Here is a 15,341-nt window from a genome sequence, read left to right as displayed (position 1 = left end):
TCCTTATCAAACACGTTTATTTTAAAATTTATTATATAAACAAATTTATAATATAAAAAGCATGGCAACTACCACGCTTAAATAAAATCGTCATAATTACGATTTAACCACCATCTTTTTACTATAACATGAATTTTCGCTAAATCCATTTCTAAGATATGACCAATTTCTTTTTTTAGTTGTACTTCATTTAAATTAGTTTCGGCAATAAATCCATCTTTATCTTTTTCAAAGCGAGCCATTTTTTTAAAACGTTCATCATTAGATAAATCAACGTAATATCCATCATCAAAACTAACTAATAATACATAATATTTTGGTCGATGTGATCTTTTTCTTAAAAATATTATTAATATAATTAATAAAACAACAACAATAACGATTCCAATAATTAGATTTATTCCCATTTTCGACCCTCCATTAAAAACAACTAAATATTAAGTTGTTTATCTTTACTTATTTCATTATAACATATAAAATCTCGTAGAACTATTTTAATCTACGAGATTTTTGTTATTTTGCAACTGCTTGTTTATGACGTTGTTCCATCTCACGTTTTACTAATGTATTTTCATAATTATCAATTTTATGTTTTAAATAAGCAATTATATTTTCTAATTCACTTACTTGTGCTTCTAAATTACCAAGCTGTTCAATCATTATTTCTTTACGTCTAGCAATAGTATGCTCACCCTCATTAAATAAATCGACATATAACTTTATCTGTTCTATTGTCATTCCCGCTTTTCGCATACATTTGATAAAATTAATCCGACGGAAATCAGCCTCTTGATAATCACGATGTCCACTAGCATTTTTAGAAACAGGATTCATTAAACCAATTTTTTCATAATATCTTAATGTTGTCGAACTTATATCAAATTTCTTGCTTACTTCTGCAATTGTCATTAAACTCACCTCATAAATATATTATAAAACACTTTTAAATAGTGAGCAATTTAAAGATTATAATTATTTACCTACTCTTTTAGCATTTGGTGAATCAAGATCCCAGCGCTCAGCTTTTAGTTCCATCTTATCTAACATTTCATTAATTTCCATTAATTCCTGTGCTGTTAATTTTATATTAGTAGCTTCGATATTTTCTTTGATTCGACTTAATTTACGACTACCAGGAATAGGTACGATCCATGGTGCCTTTGCCATCACCCATGCTAAAGCAATTTGAGCTGGTGTAGCATTTTTCTTAGCAGCAATAGATTTTATCAAATCAAGTAAAACCTGGTTTGCCTTCATATTTTCTGGTTTGAATCTTGGCTGTTTACTACGAGTATCGTTAGCTGGGAATCTTTGATTAACATCAACTGTACCTGTTAAAAATCCTTTTCCTAATGGAGCAAAAGGAACAAAACCGATGTTTAATTCTTCTAATGTTTTTAATAAACCATTTCTTTCAGGGTCTCTAAACATCATCGAATATTCACTTTCAACAACTGTTAATGGACAAATTGCATGTGCTTTTTTAATTGTTTCGTTTCCAGCTTCACTTAATCCCCAATGTTTAATCTTACCTTCAGCCATTAATTCTTTCATTGTCTTAGCAACAACTTCAATTGGGGTATTAGGATCAACACGATGCAAATAATATAAATCAACATATTCTGTTTTTAATCTTTTCAATGAATTTGCTAAAGAATCTCTAATTACTTCTGGACGGGCATCTAAGACCTGTTGACCGTTAACAACCTTTATACCGCATTTTGTTGCTATTTGATAACTATCACGAGGATAGATACTTAAAGCTTCTCCTAATAAATCTTCGTTATATAATTTATTACCTTGGCTATCAAACATTCTGCTGTATCAAACATTGTAATTCCTTCTTGATAAGCTTTTCTAATTACTTCGATCATTTCTTTTTGATTAGAAGCATCTCCAAAACCATGAGTCATTCCCATACAGCCAAGACCAGTTGCTGATACTTTAAAATCCTTACCCAATATTTTTGTTTCCATTTTGAACCTCCAACTTTACTATAAAATAATTTTAATACTTATAGTTAACTTTAAGTCAATATTTCTAAAAAAAATAATAAATATTTTAGCTTAAATTCAATTATAAATCTTGAAAATTTGCCATATAATAGGTACAATACATTAGACTTATATAGAGAAGAAAGGAGAATATCATGAAAGCATTTATAGAAATGACTAAAGAAGAATTAGCAGCAACTAAAATTGAATTAGATCAAAAATATAATGAATTTAAACAACAACATTTAAACCTTGATATGTCAAGAGGGAAACCTTCTAGTAAACAGCTTGATTTATCAATGGAATTATTAAATTGCCATGAATACCTAAGCAATGGTGTTGATTGTAGAAATTATGGTGGTTTAGAAGGATTAATGGATTTAAGAAAATTCTTTGCTGAATTATTATCAGTAAATGTTGATAATGTACTTATTGGTGGAACATCTAGTTTAACATTGATGTTTGACTATTTAACTCAAGCAATGTTATCAGGAGTTTTAGGAAATACACCATGGTCAAAACTAGATCATGTTAAATTTTTATGTCCCGCTCCAGGTTATGATCGTCACTTTGCTTTTTTAGAGTATTTTGGTATTGAAATGATAACTGTTCCAATGAATGAAGATGGCCCTGATTTAGATGTAATTAGAGAATATATAAAAGACGATCATGTAAAAGGAATGTTCTGTGTACCAAAATATTCAAATCCAACTGGAACTACATATAGTGATGAAATTGTTAAAGGGTTAGCAGCATTAAAACCTGCTGCCAAAGATTTTAGAATTATTTATGATAATGCTTATTATGTTCATGATTTATCTCAACCAGGTGATCAGCTATTAAATATTTTTGATGAATTACCAAAATATAATAATGAAGATTTAGTAATCATGGTAGCATCAACTTCAAAAATTACTTTTGCTGGTTCTGGGGTATCATGTATTGTTGCTAGTGATAACAATATTGCTGATATAAAGAAACGTTTAACTATTCAATCTATTTCTCAAGATAAAATGAATCAGTTACGTCATTTAGTATTCTTTAAAGATATTCCGACATTAAAAAAACACATGCAAAAACATGCTGAAATTCTAAAACCTAAATTTGACTGCGTTATTGATTCTCTAACAAAAGAATTAGCAGGAAAAGAAGTAGCTAAATGGACAACACCTAATGGTGGTTATTTCATTAGTTTAGATGTTATGCCAGGATGTGCAAAAAGAGTTGGTGAATTATGTAAAGAAGCTGGGGTTACTTTAACAACTATTGGAGCAACTTTCCCTTATGGTAAAGATCCTCAAGATAGTAACATTCGTATTGCTCCATCATATCCTTCGGTAGATGAATTAACTAAAGCAGCTTTGTTATTATCAATCTGCGTTCAAATTGCAGCTATTGAAAAATTAAGCGAGAATTAATCTCGCTTTTTTTATACAAAAATAACCTTTGCTAATGCAAAGGTTAAGTAGCTTTTTTCTTTTTTCGATAAGCTACAAAATCATCAAAAAACATTCTAATTACACAAATCATTGGTACTCCCAAAAACATTCCAAAAAAACCAAATAAACTACCAAAAACAGTTATTGAAGTAATAATCCAAAATGGAGAAATACCAACCGTATCACCTAATATATAAGGACCAAGTAATAAACCGTCAAATTGTTGTAAAACAAAGATGAATAATCCTGTTGCAATTCCAGTCATTAAACCATCGATTAAAAATACAACAAATGTAACTGGAATTCCCCCGATAAACGGTCCAAAATATGGAATAATATTAGTTATGAAAATTACAAAAGCCAATAATGGAAAGAACGGTAAATCCATTAATCCAAATCCAATTAAAGCAATTATTCCAATAATTAATGAATCAATAAACTTTCCATAAACAAAACTACCAAAAATCTGATGCGATTTATAAGCATATTCATGAATTAATGCTAGTTTCCGTTCACTAATAAAACATAACATCAAGCGATCAAAAATATTTAATAATTTCTTTGTTTCTACTAAAATATATGGACAAAAAATCAAACCCATTAATATTGTTAATAACGTACTACCTGTTTTACCAGCAAAAGCAATCATTTCTATATAATCATTAGTTGATAATACTTTTATCGAATCACCAAATTTATCAGCAGCCATTATAATAAAATTAACTACTTTTTCATCTTCAAAAGTGCTTCTAATCGTATTTTCAAAATTTAGAACATATGTATCAATATTACTAATTAACTCCACTACATAACCCATCATAGTAGGAATCAGCCAGTTTAATAATAGTATCAACAACAAAATTAACCCAATAAATACAATTAAAACACTGATTACTCGTTGATGTTTTATCAAAAAACTATTTTGGCTTTTATTTAATAAGCGTGCAATTATTTTAACTATTGGATCTAAAAAATAAGCAAGTACAGCTCCAATAATTACTGGATAAAAAGCATTTAAGATAGTTGAAAACCATGACGGATCAAACACCTTAAATAAAACTATAAAAAGAATACCTAGTATTAAAAAACTACTATATTGTTTTAAATTAAATTTTTGCATCGCTAACCTTTCTCCTTAAATCAGTAGTAATATTATATCACATTTTTTTAGACATTTCTTCATTTTGTTCTAGATATTAAAACATAAAAAACCTCTTATCATAACCTTATGCCTGACAAGAGGGAATATCACTAATATATAAAACTAAACTTGATGATAACAAAATACCACCAATAATATCACTAAAATAATGTACTCCTAAATATACTCTGCTTAATGATACTAAAACAATTATTAAAACACAAATGACTATTAATAATTTTCGATATCTTATTTCACTTTTATATAAATAATATATTAATAAACCATACAAACACGTAATAGCCATAGCATGTCCACTAGGAAAACTAAAATTACTCTCTCTAATAAAAACATCTACATTTGGTCTAGGGCGTCTAACAATTGCTTTAATCACTCTGTTTAAAGATGTTTGGATTATCGAAGCACCTAAACAAATATAACTTACTTTTCTATTAACCAAAAAAACTAAGAAGATTACAATTAAAATTCCCCAAAAGCTACCTAAGTTGGTGATAATTTTAAAAATTTCTTTTAATTGATCACTAGCAAAAAAACGCAATGATTCAAAAACAAACTGATCAATTATTTTCATCCAGCCATTAACGATCAATAAATAATCAGCGATAAATAAAACTAATGGTATTAAAAATAGATAACGTCTATAATTCTTTTTTAACTTTGATACCATTTTCTTTAACTATAAACGCTGGAACACCAACAACCGTACAATTATCAGGAACATCTTTTAAAACAACTGTCTGTGCCCCAACAATAGAATTATTACCAACTGTTACATCACCAATAACCTTAGCACCTGCTGATACCATAACATTATTCAATAATGTTGGATGACGCTTTACTTTATGTTCACCAGTACCTACTCCACCTAAAGTTACCCCTTGATATAAAACACAATCATCACCAATAATCGTTGTTTCACCAATTACAACTCCCATACCATGATCAATAAATAACCGTTTTCCAATTGTTGCTCCTGGATGAATTTCAATTCCTGTTAAGAATCTAGCAACCTGACTTAATAAGCGAGCTAATAGTTTTAAATGCAATTTAGTCCACAGAAAATGATTAATACGATAACAAAACATCGCATGGACTCCTGGATAATTAATGATTACATTCAAGGCATATCGAGCAGCTGGATCAGTTTCAATAACCTTTTTTATCAAACTTTTATTCTTCATAATTTTCACTCCTTCTAGTTACTATACTGATATTTTTAAAATATTGCAACTAATATAGTATATATTTATGTTTTAAAATACATTTCTTTTAGGCAAAAATAAAACAGAGCCCATCCCCCATGAGTTCTGTCTATGATTATTAGATACTATTATAGTGTGTATCTTTCTTCCCCTACCTATAAACCATTTCTGATTTATACATAGATTATATCTATCATTTAAAAAATGTCAACATAAATATTGAAAAAATCTAATTTTTTTATCTATATTTAGCTATTCCCTAAATTATAAAGGTAAAATCATAAATATGTATACAATTAGCGCCCATAAACCTTAGCGATAAGCTCATAACCTTTGCTAATAACCTTATTTGGAAGCTGTCCATCAACAATTGATAACTTACCATATAAAGTACCTTTTAAATCATTATACAAGCGAGCATTAGTATATTTTAAATAATTCCACATATCTTCTCTAGCCTGCATACTTTCCTCACTGTTTTCTTTACATAACAAAATAGAAACTACTAAACTAACCATCGCCAGATATTTAATCATATAATTACGTTGTTTACGTGAACGTAAACTATAAATATCAAAATAATCATAGTATAATCGAGCTACCTTCAACAATTCATCACTTTTTAAAGAATTATTTTTAACCCATCTAAAAGGATCTCTACCGAAACAATATAGTGGCATATCGATATAACAAAAAGATCTAATATATGGAAGTGGTGCATAAGCTAACATTTCCATATGGAAACTAGTGTCCATTGAAAAATGATCAATAATGTTTTTTACTATTTGTGTTTTTAAAATTAAAGCTGGACTTAATAAATATTGATTCTTTTTAAAACGTTTAATTTCATGCCAGCCAAATATCTTATCTGTTGGCAATAATTTATGGTAATTAACTTTTTGTGGTTTCTTGCCATAATGATAACAATAATCCGTCACAATTACATCTAAATTAGCTTGAACTCGGATAACATCATTGATAGTTTCAATAACTCTAACTAATGAGGCGCGATCAAGCCAGTCATAACTATTCAATAATTTAAAATATAAACCAGTAGCATGCTGGTAAGCTAATTTTATATCATCTTCATTATTTGTATTTTTAATTACTTTAAATGTATCTGGATAGTCTCTTTGGTACTCTAATGCTGCTAGATATGTATCATCAGTTGAATTTTTATCAATAACAATGACCTCTAATTCATCTTTTAATAATAAACAAGATCCTAATGCTTTATGCATATAATTTATTGCATTATAACAAGGAATACAAATTGTTAATAGTTTCACGATTAATAACCCCCTAATGATTATATCTTAGCATATTTATTTGATAATATGTAGTTGATATTGCATTTCTTATCATTTTATGGTATTTTATTTAGGTACTTATAAAAGGAGAATCGCTATGTATTTTGTAATAAACTGTTTTATTAGTGCAGTATGTATTATCTCACTAATTCTATTTGCAGAAGTATTCCCAAAAATAATTAAGTTTATTGTTGGAGCAGTACAAGTAGTTACAACTTCTTATGCAATTGCCATTTTAATTAAAAAGATTGGTGAATGGACTTCAATCTGGTCAGGAGATTATCGTTATATTAATTCAAATTTCCTTTGGATCTTACCAATTGTTGCTGTAATTACTATTGGTATTGCCTATTTTTGCAATAGAAGAGCAAAAAAGAAAAATAAAAAATAATAAAAAGAACTGTTAATTATTTCAGTTCTTTTTATTTATTATAAATTCCTAAATGTTCCTCTTTAGCCTGATTATCAGCAGCAATTATTTTTTGTTTATAGGTATAATCATAACCGTAGTCATAAAATTTTTCCACTAAACCTTCACGAGCTAGTTTTTCTTGTAATAATTCACCATCAACAAAAACCCATGCCAACAATCGATCATACTTATCAGTTTGATCACCATCATTGTTTAATTCTAACTCAATAGTTTTAGCAGTAGTTAATTCATTTTTAGTATATTCACTCGCCTCTTTTCCATAAGCTTCAATCTGATTAGTAGATTCAGGGGTATCGATGTATAAAAAACGAACCTTAGTATTTTTGCCATCAACATCAAACCAGGCTGTATCACCATCAATACATTCATTTAAAGTAACTTCGAAGCGTTCTCCAGGCTTAATTGTTTTATGATCTTGATAAAAATTATAACCCGCAATAATTGCTAAAACTAATAGCCCTAACCAGCTTTTAGCTAAATAGCGTTTTTTTCTTTTAGTCAACTTAATTTTTTTAGCCATTGATTCCCACCGCCTTTTTAGCTAATTTATCAGCACGTTCATTAAAAAAGTCACCACTATGAGCTAATACCTTTATAAATGAAATATTGATTTTTTTTCGATATTCATTGACTAGTTTTTGATAATTCTGTGTTCCAATCTTATTAGCACGCCAAAGTCCATTAGCCCATTTTTCGATTCCTTCATAATCATAATATATACAAACTCCTGGATAGCCATTTTCTAAAGCAAATTTCATCGCAGCTAAACTACCTAAAATTTCACCGGCAACATTACGCATTGATACTAAAGCTTCTTTATCTCCTTTTCCTGATAATTCCTTAATGACTTTTTGTCCTTCAATTAAAATACAGCCGAATCCATATTCTTTAGTTTTAATATTATAGCTACCATCAACATAAGCAATCAAGCTATAATCAACTATTTTTTCTTCCTCTAATTTGATAAAGTTTTTAGCATCCTCTAATGATGTAAAAGACTTATAAACAGCTCCACTAAACTTTTCTACCTGTTTTTTACACTCATCCCAGCTAGTATAAATACCAGGTTTGTGTCCTTTTTTTACTGCATAATATTTTGCCATCTAATTCACTCCTTTTATTTTACAATCCAAGTACAGGACATCATTATACACTAAAATAAATAGAATATAAACTAAATTAAACTTCGAAAGATATTAAAATGTTAGTTGCGAAAAATAGTCTAAAAGTATATACTTTATATAAAAATAGTAAAGGGAGTATTATATGAAATCATTATATTATTTAGAAAAATCACCTGTTGAAATAGAAGAAATTTACACTTATGATTTAAGGCTATATGATGAGCCAAATATTATGTCTGGTATTAAAATTCCTCATATAATTATTATCGTCGCTTTAACAATTATTTTACTTACTTTATTGATGTTATTTGCTCCATTTCCATATATAGTTAGTTATTTGATTGCTTTTTTATTTGTTATAGCAATAACATATTTTATTTTAAATCATAATAAATATGATTTTCTAGCTTATTTATTTGTATTTGTTGAAGATACTAATGGTAACTTTTATCTTGTCTACAATGAAAATCAAGAACCAATTGCTGGTCCGATGTTAAAACGGTATTTTGATGAAAATGAATATCTTGGTGACTTTTTGAATGAAAAACAGGCTTATGAAAAAGTATTAAATAGTGATCGTTATCTTGAAGGAGTTAATGTCCGTATCATTAAAAAAGCAACTTTATTAAAGCAAAAAAAACAATTAGTCTGTTTAGATATTCGTGAAAAAGATCATGAAAGCAATAAATTTTTAGATGGTAAGTTAAATATGATAATCTCACCAAAATACAAAAACTCTAAACAACTATTTAATCATTTATTAAAAATAGTAAATAATAATCATTAAAAGCAGTTCGCTGCTTTTTTTGCAAAAAAAAAGATATTGCTTATTTAAAAACAATATCTTATTTATTTATGTTATGACAAGCCACAAAATGACCAGCAGAAACTTCTTTTAATTCAGGCATAGATTCACTACATTCAGGTTTTGCATAATGACAACGACCTGCAAAAGGACATCCTTTAGGTAAATTAATTGGACTTGGAATATCACCTTCAAGGATAATTCTTTTCTTTTCACGTTCTAATTCTGGATCTGGAATAGGTACTGCTGATAATAATGCTTGTGAATATGGGTGCAATGCATTTGAATAAACTTCATTACTTTCACCAATTTCCACAACATGTCCAAGATACATTACAACAATACGATCAGAAATATATCTTACAATGTCCAAATCGTGGGCAATAAATAAATATGTTAATCCTAATCTTTTTTGTAAATCAATTAACAAGTTAATGATTTGTGATTGAATTGAAACATCTAATGCTGAAATTGGTTCATCACAGATTAAAAACTCTGGTTCAATTGCAAGAGCACGAGCAATTCCAATTCTTTGACGTTGTCCACCTGAGAATTCATGTGGGAAACGGTTAGCATATTCTTTATTTAACCCAACTAAGTCTAATAATTCACCAACACGTTCTTTTCTCTTTTCTGGAGTATACATGTTGTGAATTTCCATACCTTCAGAAATAATACTTCCTACTGTCATACGTGGATTTAATGAAGCATATGGATCTTGAAAGATCATTTGAGCTTTTTTAGCGTATTTATAACGATCTTTAGCTTTTTTAATATTAATTTCTTCGTTATTAAAATAAATTTTACCTTCAGTTGGTTGATAGATTCCCATAAGAGTACGTCCTAAAGTTGACTTACCACATCCTGATTCACCTACTAAACCTACTGTTTCACCTTTAGCGATTTCAAAAGAAACATTATTAACAGCTTTTACTACTCCACCAGCAGTATGGAAATGTTTAGAAACATTATCTACTTTAACTAAAATATTATCTGCCATTATTTATTACCTCCTTGAGGGCAATCTTTATGTAATAACCAGCAAGATGCACTGTGACCATCACCTAAATCAAATACAGGTGGTTGTTTTGCTTTACAAATTTTCATACATTTTTCACATCTGCTTGCAAAACCACAACCAACTGGAGGTTTGATCAAATCAGGTGGTGTTCCTGGAATAGATGTTAATTTATCTTCTTTTGAAGTATCATGAGAAGGTAAACTACTTAAAAGTGCTTTTGTATATGGATGAGCTGCATTTTTAAAGATATCATTTACTTTTGCAGTCTCAACGATTTTACCAGCATACATAACAGCAACACGATCAACTAATGAAGCTACAACTCCTAAGTCATGAGTAATCAAAATAATTGCTGTACCAGTTTTTTTACGAATATCACCTAATAAATCAATAATTTGCGCTTGGATTGTAACGTCTAACGCTGTTGTTGGTTCATCGGCAATCAATAATTTTGGATTACAAGATAAAGCCATCGCGATCATCGCTCTTTGTCTCATTCCTCCTGAAAACTCATGAGGATATTGTTGTGCTCTTTCTTCTGGGTTTGGAATTTGCACTAATTTCAACATTTCAATTGATCTTTTTTCAGCTTCTTCTTTAGATAATTTTTGGTGATGCTTAATTGCTTCGGTAATTTGACGACCAACTTTCATTGTTGGATTCAAACATGTCATTGGGTCTTGGAAAATCATACTAACTTCCTTACCACGAATTTCTTGCATCTTATCTTCAGATGTAGCGATAATATCAATACCATCTAGAGTAATTTCTCCAGATTTGATTTTTGCAGGTGGCATTGGATTTAATTTCATAATAGTTTGAGCAGTTACTGATTTACCACATCCTGATTCACCTACTACTCCTAAAACTTCTCCTTCATCAACATGGTAAGAAACCCCACGCACTGCTTGGACTTCACCTGCATATGTATCAAATGATACATATAAATCTTTTATATTTAAAACATTTTTAGCCATTTAATTACCTCCTTAATTTAGGGTCAAATGCATCTCTTAATTTATCCCCTAATAAGTTGAAACTTAACATTGTAATACTAATAAAGAATGCTGGGATAAGCAATTGTGTTGGATAATTTCTAAATACTTGAATACCATCGTTTGCAAGAGTACCCCAAGATGAATTTGGAATAGGTACACCTAAACCAATAAATGACAAGAATGCTTCTGTAAAGATTGCAGAAGGAATCTCTAATGTTAATTGAATAATAATAATAGAAAGTAAATTAGGTACTAAATGTTTCAAAATAATTCTTTTTGTTGAAGCACCCATGGTTTGTGAAGCAACAACAAATTCTTGTTCTTTTAATTGAATAACTTGTCCACGAACCAGACGAGCCATACTAACCCAACCAGTAATAGCATAAGCGATAATTAATGTTCCAATACCTGGAGACATAACCATCATAAACAAGATAACAACTAAGATATATGGAATACCAGTTACGATTTCAACGATACGCATCATAACATTATCAACCATACCACCAAAGTATCCAGCAATACCACCATAGATAACACCAACTACACAGTCAATAGCGATTGCAGAATAGGCAATTGTAAGAGAAACACGTCCTCCTTCCCAAATACGAATAAAGATATCTCTACCTAATGAATCAGTACCAAAGATATGCATAAATCCACCTTCGTTACAAGAAGAAAACATCCCTAAATTCATACAATCATAATGTTGAACTGATTGTTCAATTGGATAGAACATTGGAATAAAAATTGCACACAAAGTAATAATGATTAAGATAGTTAAAAACACTAATGCAGATTTTGTTTGCTTTAAACGTCTCAATGAATCTTTCCAGAAACTAATACTTTCACGAGAGATTGCATTCATTGCATCTTTATCTTGACCAACCCATTCAAATTCATCGGCTGCAATATTTTCATCAATTAAATCTTGATTTTTTTTCATATCCATTATTTCTTACCTCCTTGAATTTTGATTCTTGGGTCGATTACACCGTATAAGATATCAACAATTAATGTTGCAATAATTAAAAATACGCCATAGAAAATTGTACTACCACAAATCATCGGATAATCTAATTGAGTTACACAGTTAACAAAGAATTGTCCTAAGCCAGGAATTACAAAGACTTTTTCAACAACAAAAGCCCCTGTTAATACACTAGCAGTAATTGGTCCTAATACAGTGATAACTGGCATAACAGCATTACGAATAGCATGACGCCAAACAATTAATTTTTGTGATAATCCTTTTGCTTTAGCTGTTTTAATATAATCCGAACTTAAAACATCTAACATACTTGTACGCATTAATCGTGAAATAGTTGCCATTGAACCAAATGATAAGGCAATCGGTGGTAAAATCTTAGAAGCAAACGTTGTCCAGCCACTGACTGGGAATATGTACGTTCCCAAAGATTGACCTAATTTTAAAGCAATAAAGAATTGCAATAAGGCAGCAATAATGAAACTTGGTACAGAAACACCAATAACTGCAACTAACATAGCAAATGTATCAGCTTTTCTACCGCGTTTGATTGCAGCTAATGATCCCAAACCAATTCCAAATACAACTGCTAAAATAATAGCACGAACACCTAAATCAAATGAAATTGGGAATGATTCCATAATAATTGTAGCTACAGGACGATTTGAAGTAATAGAAGTTCCTAAATCACCATGTAATACACTACCAATATAGTTAATATATTGCGTTAATACCGGCTGATCTAAGCCATATTTTACACGCATTGCTTGCTTTGTGGCTTCAGACATCGCTTTATCACCTAAAAATGGTTCACCCGGTAATAAATGCATCATTAAAAAGGTTAGGGAAATTAATACAAAGATTGTAATTAGTGCGTAAAAAATTCTTTTAGCTATATATTTCGCCATAAATTCACATCCTTTAAAAATTTAAGTAATAAACATATGCGGGCTGTATGGATACATACAGCCCACTTAAACAATTTTGCACACAAACTTTAATCAATTAATTATTTTACACTAGCATGTCTTGCATCAATATCAGAGAATGCAGTACGTACTAATCCTTTTACTCTTTCAGAAGTAATATAACTTTTCTTTCTATTATATACATAACCGATTGGGCAATCTTGAGCTAGAATTTGTTCGATTTGAACCATTAATTCATTACGTCTAGTTTGATCAGCTTCTGCATTTGCTTGTTCTACTAAACTATCATAAGTTGGATTGCTATATAATCCAGAGTTATTTCCAGCTCCAGTAACAAATAAATCTAAGAAAGTCATTGGGTCGTTATAATCAGGTCCCCATCCAGCGAATACGATATCAAAGTTATGATTGTTCATATCATTAATACGTGCTTTATAAGTTTCTGCTTTAACTTCAATATTTACACCTAATTTAGATTTAACTTGTTCTTGAACGAAAGCAGCATAAGTTTTAGCTGAATCAGTATCATCAGCGATCATTGTGAATTTTAATTCATCAACAGTTAATCCAGTTTCAGCTAATCCTTGTTCTAATAAAGCTTTTGGATCTACACTATCACGATGATAAACATCTCCAACTGAAGCTGTAAATTCACCATTATTAATTGCAGGTGGTGTAAATGAGTTTGCTACAGTTGAACCATTTTTAACAATACTATCAATAAATTGTTGAGCATCTACTGCATAAGTGATTGCTTTACGAATATTAGCATTGTTTAAACCAGGTCTAGTTACATTATATTGTAAATAGAAGTTTGAACCATCATCAAATTCTTTAATTAAGTCTTTATATTGATCTTCTTTTTGTAAATCTTGTACTTGATCTCCAGTTAATTCAATAACATCGATTGAACCTGCTTGATATTCATTTAAACGAGTATTTGAATCTTTGATCATTCTGAATGTGATTTTATCTAATTTAATAGAATCAGCATCCCAGTAATCTGGATTCTTTTCAAGAACGATTGAATCTTCATGAGTCCAATCTGTAATAACGAATGGTCCGTTATAAACCATTTTATCTGCTTCAGTAGCATATGATTCAACTCCACCTAATTTGTTGAATTCTTCTTCATTAACAGGTAAGAAATTATAGAATGCTGTTAAAGCAACAAAATATTCATAAGGTCCAGTTAAATTAAATGTTAAAGTATAATCATCTACAGCTTTATAACCGATTGATTCGTGTACTCTTGCAACTTCTGCTTCTGCTGCTGCTACAGCTGCTTCTGCTGATGATGTATCTCCTTTATCTTTTTTAGCTTTAGATAATGCAGATTCAGCTTCAGCAAGTTTTTCAGTTGCTGCCATATAATCTTCAGCTCCTACGATTCTAGGTGCCCAAGTACCAGAATAAGGTGCTGCATTAGAAGTAGTAAATAATTGATCTAAGGCAAATACGAAGTCTTTTGCAGTTACTTCTTCACCAGAAGACCATTTAGCTCCTTTTCTTAAATGGAAAGTTACAGTTCTGTAATCTGGACTTACGTCCCAGCTTTCAGCCATTCCTGGAACAGGTTCACTATTTTCATCTAATGAAACCAAACCTTCCATACAATGTCTTAATACGTTTCCTGATCCTGTACTTGAAGTCAGAATCGAATTCATTTGTGGTGGTTCTTGTGTCAAATCGATACTAATAGCATTTTCATCGCTAGAACCAGATCCGCCACCGCAACCAACCAACATAGTTGCTGTTAATGCTAAGGCAACTAGTTTTTTTAGTTTCATATCTATTCCCCTTCCTTTTTTTAAGCAATCAAATATGATATTGCCTTTTTCTAGTGTAATAAAAAATTTTTTTCTTGTCAACCTTTAATTGCGACAATATCCTACAAAAATTACTTGAATTTTACATAACCTTTACTATAAAACAC

The 15,341-nt window shown here is 29.9% G+C and carries 16 protein-coding genes and 1 pseudogene; 3 read left to right on the top strand and 14 right to left on the bottom strand.

The window, feature by feature from the left end; translation table 11 throughout:
* Nucleotides 1–77: 77 nt before the first annotated feature.
* The 3 genes and pseudogenes from B5F09_RS02920 to B5F09_RS02910 form a co-directional block, all read right to left on the bottom strand.
* On the bottom strand, nt 78–407 hold the full coding sequence (locus B5F09_RS02920) for a hypothetical protein (RefSeq protein WP_087371392.1): 330 nt from the start codon (nt 405–407) through the stop codon (nt 78–80).
* Nucleotides 408–513: 106 nt separating this feature from the next.
* A complete protein-coding gene (locus B5F09_RS02915) occupies nt 514–909 on the bottom strand; it encodes a MerR family transcriptional regulator (RefSeq protein WP_087371388.1) in 396 nt (131 codons plus the stop codon).
* A 63-nt stretch (nt 910–972) separates the two neighbouring features.
* Nucleotides 973–1,976: pseudogene (locus B5F09_RS02910) on the bottom strand (aldo/keto reductase).
* 173 nt (nt 1,977–2,149) lie between these two features.
* On the opposite strand from B5F09_RS02910, the gene B5F09_RS02905 reads away from it, so the two are divergent.
* The gene (locus B5F09_RS02905; RefSeq protein WP_087371385.1) at nt 2,150–3,412 is read left to right on the top strand and encodes an aminotransferase class I/II-fold pyridoxal phosphate-dependent enzyme; all 1,263 of its coding nucleotides are present in this window, start codon (nt 2,150–2,152) and stop codon (nt 3,410–3,412) included.
* A 43-nt stretch (nt 3,413–3,455) separates the two neighbouring features.
* Here the strand turns inward: B5F09_RS02905 and B5F09_RS02900 are convergent, their stop codons facing one another.
* From B5F09_RS02900 to B5F09_RS02885, 4 genes are all read right to left on the bottom strand, one after another.
* Nucleotides 3,456–4,553 (bottom strand): AI-2E family transporter, encoded by a 1,098-nt coding sequence (locus tag B5F09_RS02900; RefSeq protein ID WP_087371382.1) that lies wholly within the window; start codon nt 4,551–4,553, stop codon nt 3,456–3,458.
* 106 nt (nt 4,554–4,659) lie between these two features.
* A complete protein-coding gene (locus B5F09_RS02895) occupies nt 4,660–5,262 on the bottom strand; it encodes a phosphatase PAP2 family protein (protein ID WP_087298897.1) in 603 nt (200 codons plus the stop codon).
* Nucleotides 5,234–5,776 carry a serine O-acetyltransferase EpsC gene (gene epsC / locus B5F09_RS02890; RefSeq protein WP_087298899.1) on the bottom strand — a complete coding sequence of 181 codons (543 nt, stop codon included), beginning with the start codon at nt 5,774–5,776 and terminating at the stop codon, nt 5,234–5,236. Before epsC ends, B5F09_RS02895 begins: the two co-directional genes overlap by 29 nt.
* 317 nt (nt 5,777–6,093) lie before the next feature.
* Entirely contained in the window at nt 6,094–7,086 is a 993-nt protein-coding gene (locus B5F09_RS02885) for a glycosyltransferase family 2 protein (RefSeq protein WP_087371379.1), read from the bottom strand.
* A gap of 118 nt (nt 7,087–7,204) precedes the next feature.
* On the opposite strand from B5F09_RS02885, the gene B5F09_RS02880 reads away from it, so the two are divergent.
* Nucleotides 7,205–7,498, top strand: coding sequence for a hypothetical protein (locus B5F09_RS02880; RefSeq protein ID WP_087298903.1), 294 nt, complete (start codon nt 7,205–7,207; stop codon nt 7,496–7,498).
* Between the two features lie 31 nt (nt 7,499–7,529).
* Here the strand turns inward: B5F09_RS02880 and B5F09_RS02875 are convergent, their stop codons facing one another.
* Nucleotides 7,530–8,060 (bottom strand): thermonuclease family protein, encoded by a 531-nt coding sequence (locus B5F09_RS02875; protein ID WP_087371376.1) that lies wholly within the window; start codon nt 8,058–8,060, stop codon nt 7,530–7,532.
* Nucleotides 8,053–8,643, bottom strand: a complete 591-nt coding sequence (locus B5F09_RS02870; RefSeq protein ID WP_087371372.1) for a viroplasmin family protein — start codon at nt 8,641–8,643, stop codon at nt 8,053–8,055. Before B5F09_RS02870 ends, B5F09_RS02875 begins: the two co-directional genes overlap by 8 nt.
* 163 nt (nt 8,644–8,806) lie before the next feature.
* On the opposite strand from B5F09_RS02870, the gene B5F09_RS02865 reads away from it, so the two are divergent.
* Nucleotides 8,807–9,451, top strand: coding sequence for a hypothetical protein (locus B5F09_RS02865; protein WP_087371369.1), 645 nt, complete (start codon nt 8,807–8,809; stop codon nt 9,449–9,451).
* A 58-nt stretch (nt 9,452–9,509) separates the two neighbouring features.
* On the opposite strand, the gene B5F09_RS02860 is transcribed toward B5F09_RS02865, so the two are convergent.
* From B5F09_RS02860 to B5F09_RS02840, 5 genes are all read right to left on the bottom strand, one after another.
* Nucleotides 9,510–10,469 (bottom strand): ABC transporter ATP-binding protein, encoded by a 960-nt coding sequence (locus B5F09_RS02860; protein ID WP_087371366.1) that lies wholly within the window; start codon nt 10,467–10,469, stop codon nt 9,510–9,512.
* The gene (locus B5F09_RS02855; RefSeq protein ID WP_087298913.1) at nt 10,469–11,467 is read right to left on the bottom strand and encodes an ABC transporter ATP-binding protein; all 999 of its coding nucleotides are present in this window, start codon (nt 11,465–11,467) and stop codon (nt 10,469–10,471) included. The genes B5F09_RS02860 and B5F09_RS02855 overlap by 1 nt, the downstream gene beginning before the upstream one ends.
* Nucleotides 11,468–11,471: 4 nt before the next feature.
* Complete coding sequence (locus B5F09_RS02850; protein WP_204215194.1) at nt 11,472–12,440, bottom strand: ABC transporter permease; 969 nt, start codon at nt 12,438–12,440, stop codon at nt 11,472–11,474.
* Complete coding sequence (locus B5F09_RS02845) at nt 12,440–13,384, bottom strand: ABC transporter permease (protein ID WP_087371363.1); 945 nt, start codon at nt 13,382–13,384, stop codon at nt 12,440–12,442. Before B5F09_RS02845 ends, B5F09_RS02850 begins: the two co-directional genes overlap by 1 nt.
* Before the next feature lie 101 nt (nt 13,385–13,485).
* Complete coding sequence (locus B5F09_RS02840) at nt 13,486–15,195, bottom strand: peptide ABC transporter substrate-binding protein (protein ID WP_087371360.1); 1,710 nt, start codon at nt 15,193–15,195, stop codon at nt 13,486–13,488.
* Nucleotides 15,196–15,341 lie beyond the last annotated feature (146 nt).

Source organism: Erysipelatoclostridium sp. An173, assembly GCF_002160495.1.
Classification (GTDB): domain Bacteria; phylum Bacillota_I; class Bacilli_A; order Erysipelotrichales; family Coprobacillaceae; genus Thomasclavelia; species Thomasclavelia merdavium.
Note: the sequence above shows the minus strand (reverse complement) of the source record. Positions and strands in the feature narration are given on the sequence as shown.